Here is a 3,770-nt window from a genome sequence, read left to right on the forward strand (position 1 = left end):
GTCGTGCGCCGGGGGCGGCGACAGGCATGACCGACCCCGCGTTGGACCGCATCATGTCCAGGCAGCCGTCGAGCAGCGCCGCCACGTCGATGCCACAGATCGCGGCGGGGACCAGACCGAACAGGGAGAGGGCGCTGTACCGTCCCCCGATATCGGGCGGGTTGAGGAAGACCCGGCGGAATCCCCGCTCGGCCCCCACCGCCGCGAGCTCGCTGTCCGGGTCGGTGATCGCGACGAAGCGGTCGCCCCGGCCGGAGATCGACCAGAAGAGCTCGAGGTGCGATCGCGTCTCGACCGTCGTCCCCGACTTCGACGCGACGACGAACAGGGTGCGCTCCGGGTCGACGCGGCCGCGCAGCGCCGCGACGTGGTCGGGGTCGGTGGTGTCGCAGACCTCGAGGGCGATAGACCCGCCGAGTATCGCCCTGAACATCTCGGGCGCGAGAGACGAGCCTCCCATCCCGAGGAGGACGAGCCGGTCCACCCCCTCCGCTCGCACGGCCCGGCCGAACGCCTCCAGGTCGGGGGCCTCGCCCCGCATCCGCCGGGCCACGTCGAGCCACCCGAGCCGGTCCTCGATCTCCACCGGCTCGGGCCTCCACACCGTGTGGTCCCTCTCCCAGATCCGCTCGAGCACGCGGTCGGCGTCGAGGCTGGACACCTCGCGAGCGACGTCGTCGGCGAACCCCTGAGGGGAGTAGGTGTCGTCGTGCACCGGACGCCGGGACCGTTCCTCGAGAGCTTCCACGGCCGCGGCCCACGCGGACCGCTCTTCCTCCTGCGTATGAGGGAGGGCCGCGACCTGCTCGGCCCCCGGCCGCAGCACCTGTTCCTCGCAGACCAGCTCGATGCCGACGAGACCCTCCGGAACGTCGCGGGAGCCCAGGACGAAGACCGGGACCTCCTGGGCGTCCTCGGGCTCCTCCACGTCGCGGTTGAGGCGCTCGATCCCCTTCGCACGCGCGGTCGCCACGGCGGCGGCGGCCGGTCCGGACACGCCGCTCACCGCGACCGGGACGCCGGTCCCGACGATCGAGGAGAGGGCCCCCGCACGGGCTCCGGTCCAGACGAAGGCGACGGCGACGAGGGGGCGTCCGATCTCGTCGACGAGGCTCCTCGCGGCCTGCGCCGCGCGCCCGGGATCGACGAGGTGGTCGGGGTCCATCCATACGGCGACGTATCCGTCCCGGTCGTCCGTCGCTCCCCGGACGCCGATCAGCGCGCGGCACGCGGCGCGGACGTCGGTGACCATCAGATCCCTCAGGAGCGTGGCGTCCGGACGGGCGCCCGAGCGCACGAGCGCCTCGATCACTCCGGACGCGTCCCCCGCCACATGCGAGCCCGGGTCCCAGACGGCCCCGGTGACACCGCGGTCGTCCGCCCAGCGCTCGAGCGCTCGGGAGGCGAGCTGTGCGCGGCGCAGCCCGACGAGCCAACGAGGGTGGGTCGGCTCAGTCTCCGAAGACATCCAGCGCCCTCGGCATCTCGGCCTCCGACCCGCCGTCGACCCCGAGCACCTGTCCGGTGATGAACCCGGCGTCCGGGGAGGCGAGGAACGACACGGCCGCGGCCACATCGGCCGGTGTGCCCACCCGGCCGATCGGCACCGCGCGACCCGCCCTGTCGGTGTCGTAGCCGGGATCGTCGAAGTACCGCTCCGTCTCGATCAGGCCGGGGCGCACCGCGTTCACCCGTATCGCATGCTGCGCGAGCTCGATGGCCAGCTGACGGGTCAGGGCGTCCACCGCCCCCTTCGTCGCCGCGTACACCGAGTGGTCTCCCATCCCGCGGGAGCCGTGGATCGACGAGACCCCCACGATCGAACCGCCCCCGCCGGAGCGCATGTGGCGGGCCGCCGCGCGGATCGCCACCCACGCAGCCTGGACGTTGATCGCGAACATCATCTCCATCTGCTCGCGCGACGTCTCCCCGACCGGACCCGAGATGGTGACGCCGGCGTTGTTGACGAGGACGTCGATACGTCCCAGCTCGGCGACGAGAGCGTCGACCACCTCCTCGGCCGCCCACGGGTCGGTCAGGTCGGCGACGCGGCTGACGACCCGGACCCCCTCCTTCTCGCAGCGCGCTACCGTCTCGTCCATCGGTTGCTCCGCCGTCAGCCCCATGTCGAAACCGTCCGCGGCCAACCGGCAGGCGATCGCGCGGCCGATGCCGATGGCCGCGCCGGTGACGACGGCTACCCGCCTGCTGTCGCTCATCCGACCTCCGATCGATAGTCCCCACGAACGATAGCCGGTCGTCCACCGCCTCCCCCAGTTCAGGTTGGCCGTCGATCCGGGCGGGTAACGTTGGTCGGCATGGCCATGGACACCCTCCGCGCCTCGTCGTCGCCCGGACCGGCGCGTCCCCGGATCGGTCTCGTCCTCGGAGGCGGGGGCGTCCTGGGGGCGGCCTGGCTGGTTGGGTCCTTGCAGGCGCTGGCCTCGGAGACGGGTTGGGAGCCGGCCTCGGCCGACCACATCGTCGGTACGTCGGCGGGCTCGGCGGTGGGCGCGCTGGTCGCGTCCGGGATGCCTCCCTGGTTCCTCGTGTACCACCAGCGAGGGGGCCCCACCCACGGGATGACCGACCGGTACGGCCAGCCGGTCGCGGGAGCGGAGGAGTCCTCATCGGCGCTCTTCCGGCTCTCGAAGCGGATCCCCAGGCTCGTCCTCGGCTCCCCCGAGCTCGCTCTCCGGACGATGATCAACCCGCTGCGCTACCCACCCGCGACCGCGCTGTCAGCCTGGATCGGGCGGGGCGTCTTCGAGACCGAGCAGATAGGCCGGCTGATCCGCAGCGTCGTGGCCGAGGGCTGGGCGGACCACCCGAACCTGTGGGTCGTGACCGTCGACTACCGGACCGGTCGGCGCGTGGTGTTCGGACGGCCTCCGGCTCCGGAGACGGACCTGTGGCGGGCCGTGGAGGCCTCGTGCGCGATCCCCGGGTTCTACGAGCCCGTCCGGATCGGAGGACGCCCGTACATCGACGGGGGCGCCTGGTCGGCCTCGAACCTCGACCTCTTGTCGGAGGAGGGCCTCGACCTCGTCGTCTGCCTCAACCCGATGTCGACGCTGAACATCGGCCCCCCGACCACGATCGGAGAGCGGGTCGAGCGACGGATCCGGGGGCAGGTGGGCCGCCGGCTCGGGCGGGAGGCGCGGAAGCTCCGTGAGCGCGGGACGGAGGTCCTGCTGATCCAGCCGGGCGAGGAGGACCTGGACGCCATGGGGATCAACATGATGGACCCGAAGCGCAGGCGGCTCGTGCTCGAGACCGCCCTGCGCACGACCGCGGCCCGGCTCCGAGAGCCGGACGTGCAGGCGGTCCTGCGCGGCTCGGTCGCCTGACGACCGCGACCCCGCCCCCCGGCCTGACGGTTAGACTCCGCTCGTGAGCGAAGAACGCCTGCTGCGTTCCGCGTCGCGTGGCAACGTCGACGCGCTCGAGGAGCTGATCACGGGACTGGCGCCCGAGCTCTACACGTACCTGCACGGGATGCTCGGCGACGAGTACTCGGCCGCCGAGGCGCTCGAGGAGGTCTGCGTGCGGCTCGCCCGCTCCCTGGACCGGTACGACCGGGAGTCGGGCGTGACCGGGTGGGCGGTCCAGGTGGCCCGGCGGGTCGCGGCCGACGCGGCTCCCGAGGTGCCGCCTCCCGGTCCGTGGGACCGGGAGACGTCCGGGGAGGACTGGGCGCGCCGCTCCTTGCTCTCCCTCTCGGTGGCCGACCGCGAGCTCGTGGTCTGCCGCGAGCTGCTCGACTGGGA

Annotated in this window: 4 protein-coding genes; 2 read left to right on the top strand and 2 right to left on the bottom strand. The window is 72.9% G+C overall.

What is annotated here, in order from left to right; genetic code table 11:
- Window positions 1-1,468: hypothetical protein (locus VM840_02070; protein ID HVL80363.1), on the bottom strand; the 1,468-nt coding region annotated here is incomplete at its 3' end.
- Window positions 1,452-2,219 (bottom strand): SDR family oxidoreductase, encoded by a 768-nt coding sequence (locus tag VM840_02075; protein ID HVL80364.1) that lies wholly within the window; start codon window positions 2,217-2,219, stop codon window positions 1,452-1,454. The genes VM840_02075 and VM840_02070, both read right to left, overlap by 17 nt.
- 99 nt (window positions 2,220-2,318) lie before the next feature.
- Between VM840_02075 and VM840_02080 the strand changes: the two genes are divergently transcribed.
- Both VM840_02080 and VM840_02085 read left to right on the top strand, forming a co-directional pair.
- Window positions 2,319-3,350 (top strand): patatin-like phospholipase family protein, encoded by a 1,032-nt coding sequence (locus VM840_02080; protein HVL80365.1) that lies wholly within the window; start codon window positions 2,319-2,321, stop codon window positions 3,348-3,350.
- A gap of 43 nt (window positions 3,351-3,393) precedes the next feature.
- The coding region (locus tag VM840_02085; protein HVL80366.1) for a sigma factor at window positions 3,394-3,770 on the top strand (377 nt) is incomplete at its 3' end.

The sequence above is a fragment of the Actinomycetota bacterium genome (assembly GCA_035540895.1).
GTDB lineage: Bacteria > Actinomycetota > JAICYB01 > JAICYB01 > JAICYB01 > DATLFR01.

What these genes read in the sequence shown, in the direction of transcription:
- VM840_02075 (HVL80364.1), bottom strand. Translation starts at nt 2,219, where the DNA reads ATGAGCGACAGCAGGCGGGTAGCCGTCGTCACCGGCGCGGCCATCGGC.
- VM840_02080 (HVL80365.1), top strand. Translation starts at nt 2,319, where the DNA reads ATGGCCATGGACACCCTCCGCGCCTCGTCGTCGCCCGGACCGGCGCGT.